3 protein-coding genes are annotated in these 2,311 nt (G+C 73.8%); 1 reads left to right on the top strand and 2 read right to left on the bottom strand.

The window, feature by feature from the left end; all coding sequences use genetic code 11:
- Window positions 1–174 precede the first annotated feature (174 nt).
- Window positions 175–801 carry a TetR/AcrR family transcriptional regulator gene (locus tag GTW43_RS04760; protein WP_202501045.1) on the bottom strand — a complete coding sequence of 209 codons (627 nt, stop codon included), beginning with the start codon at window positions 799–801 and terminating at the stop codon, window positions 175–177.
- Between the two features lie 5 nt (window positions 802–806).
- A complete protein-coding gene (locus tag GTW43_RS04755; protein WP_161300356.1) occupies window positions 807–1,322 on the bottom strand; it encodes a hypothetical protein in 516 nt (171 codons plus the stop codon).
- A 163-nt stretch (window positions 1,323–1,485) separates the two neighbouring features.
- Here GTW43_RS04755 and GTW43_RS04750 point away from each other — a divergent pair.
- The coding region (locus GTW43_RS04750; protein ID WP_161300355.1) for a homogentisate 1,2-dioxygenase at window positions 1,486–2,311 on the top strand (826 nt) is incomplete at its 3' end.

The following is a 2,311-nucleotide window of genomic DNA, read 5'->3' as shown; positions in this document are numbered from 1 at the left end:
GTCAGCATGGGGGTCCTAACGTTCGCCGTTGAACTGCCGCCCGAACTGCGGTCCTGCGGCCCGGACCGGGGGCGGTCAGCGCGACGTTAGGGGTCGTCGTGTGGCGTTAACAAGACATTGACACGTGAGCAATAAGCGCAGAACTCCAGGTCACAGCGGTGTGCGGGCGACGGCTCAGTGGGCCGGGCCGCCCTCGTCCAGGGTCGGCGCCAGATAGCCGCGCAGCAGCAGCCGGGTCTCCGCGATGATCCGCTCGTCGCCCGCGGGGTCGAGACGGAAGGCGAGCCGGACCAGGGCGTCGGCGCTCTCGACGGCGACGAGGAAGGTGCGGCGCAGGTCGTCGTCGGGGGTGCGCTCCAGGTAGGGGGCCAGCAGGTCGGTGAGAGTGGCGGCGACCCGGTGGTTGGGGTCGGCGGCGGGGTCGCCCACCGGGATCTGGGTGCCGAAGTCGACGAGGGAGAAGCCGGGCGCGGTGCGCTTCATGGCGAGGTACTCGTCGAGGAAGGCGTCCATGGCGGCGCGCCAGTCGCCCGCGGGGAGCCGGTCGAGGCGGGCGGTGACCCGCTCCGCGTAGCGCTCGAGGTTGCGCTGGGCGAGGGCGTCGACGAGGGAGCGCTTGTTGCTGAAGAAGCGGTAGACGGACCCGATGGGGACGTCGGCCCGGCTTGCGACGGCCCGGGTGCTCAACTCCTCGTACCCGCACTCGTCGAGGAGCGCGGCGCAGGCGTCGAGGATCCGGCTGAGCCGCTCGGCGCTGCGCTGCTGGACGGGGGTGCGGCGCAGGGAGGTGGAGTGGGGCATGGCCGTCACCCTACGGGCGACGGGGTGGTCCCGGGCCCGGACGAGGTGAGGTCGGCGGTGGCCTCGACCGCTCGGCCGCCGACCGCCCAGACGGTGTCGTCGTCGGCGTAGAGGCGGACGGTGACCTGGTGGGTGCCGCGGCCGATCCGGTCCTGGGCGAGCCGGTGGACGGGGGCGCCGAGCCGCGCGAGGGGGTGCCCGTCGAGGTAGAGGCGGACGTAGCCGCGGCCGTGGACGGCGTGGGCTCCGGTGCCGGCGGGGCTGAGCCGGAAGTGCCGCACACGCAGGCGGACGTCCCAGCCGCGTGCCGGGTCGCGGTCGGGCTGCACGGTGACGCCGACCTCGGGGGCGTCGCGGTCCGGGATCTCGCGGTAGCGGTGGCCCTCGTCGTCGGTGCGGTCGAGGAGCGTGCCGACGCGCCGGGGGCCGCCGTCGTCGTCCCCGCACCCGGCGGTTCCACCGGCCAGGGCACAGGCGAGGAGGGCGGCGGCGAGGGCGCGGCGGCGCGTCGTCCTGGGCATGCTCCGGACAGTAGAGGAACCCCCGGGTTCCCGGATCCGTCCAGGGGAGGACGTCTCACCCGTCCCGGGGTGGAGACGGTCTTGCGCGGCGCCCCCCGGAATCCTACGGTTATACATAGGAATGAGCAGGGATCGTGAACGACGCGTGAGCCGAGGAGTTCTGATGAGCGGGGACGCACGCAAGACGGCCGAGACCCTCGGCTATCTGACGGGGTTCGGGAACGAGCACGAGTCCGAGGCCGTGCCCGGCGCCCTCCCCCGGGGGCGGAACGCACCGCAGCGCGCCCCCCTCGGCCTGTACGCGGAGCAGTTGAGCGGCACCGCCTTCACCGAGCCCCGCGCGCACAACCGCCGCTCGTGGCTGTACCGGATCCGCCCGTCGGCGGCGCACCCGGAGTTCACCCGCGCGGAGAACGGGACGGTGCGTACGGCTCCCTTCACCGACGCGGCCCCCGACCCCAACCGCCGCCGCTGGAACCCGCTGCCGGACCCGGCCCCCGGCACCGACTGGCTGACCGGCCTGTGGACGCTGGGGGGCAACGGCGACGCGACGCAGCGCACCGGCATGGCCGTGCACCTGTACCACGCGAACGCGTCGATGACGGACCGCGTGTTCAGCGACGCGGACGGCGAGCTGCTGCTGGTGCCGGAGCGCGGCGGGCTGCTCCTGCACACCGAGTTCGGGCTGCTGGCGGCCGCTCCGGGCGAGGTCGCCCTGATCCCGCGCGGGGTCCGCTTCCGCGTCGAGCTGCTCGACGAGAGCGCCCGCGGGTACGTGTGCGAGAACTACGGGGCGCCGTTCCGGCTGCCCGACCTCGGCCCGATCGGGGCCAACGGCCTGGCGAACGCGCGGGACTTCAGGGCCCCGGTCGCCGCGTACGAGGACACCGAAGAACCGGTCGAGGTGGTCAACAAGTTCTGCGGCAACCTCTGGACGGCCCGCTACGACCACTCGCCGCTCGACGTGGTCGCCTGGCACGGCAACCACG

The organism is Streptomyces sp. SID5785 (assembly GCF_009870065.1).
Classification (GTDB): domain Bacteria; phylum Actinomycetota; class Actinomycetes; order Streptomycetales; family Streptomycetaceae; genus Streptomyces.
This window is presented reverse-complemented; position numbering and strand designations above follow the sequence as displayed.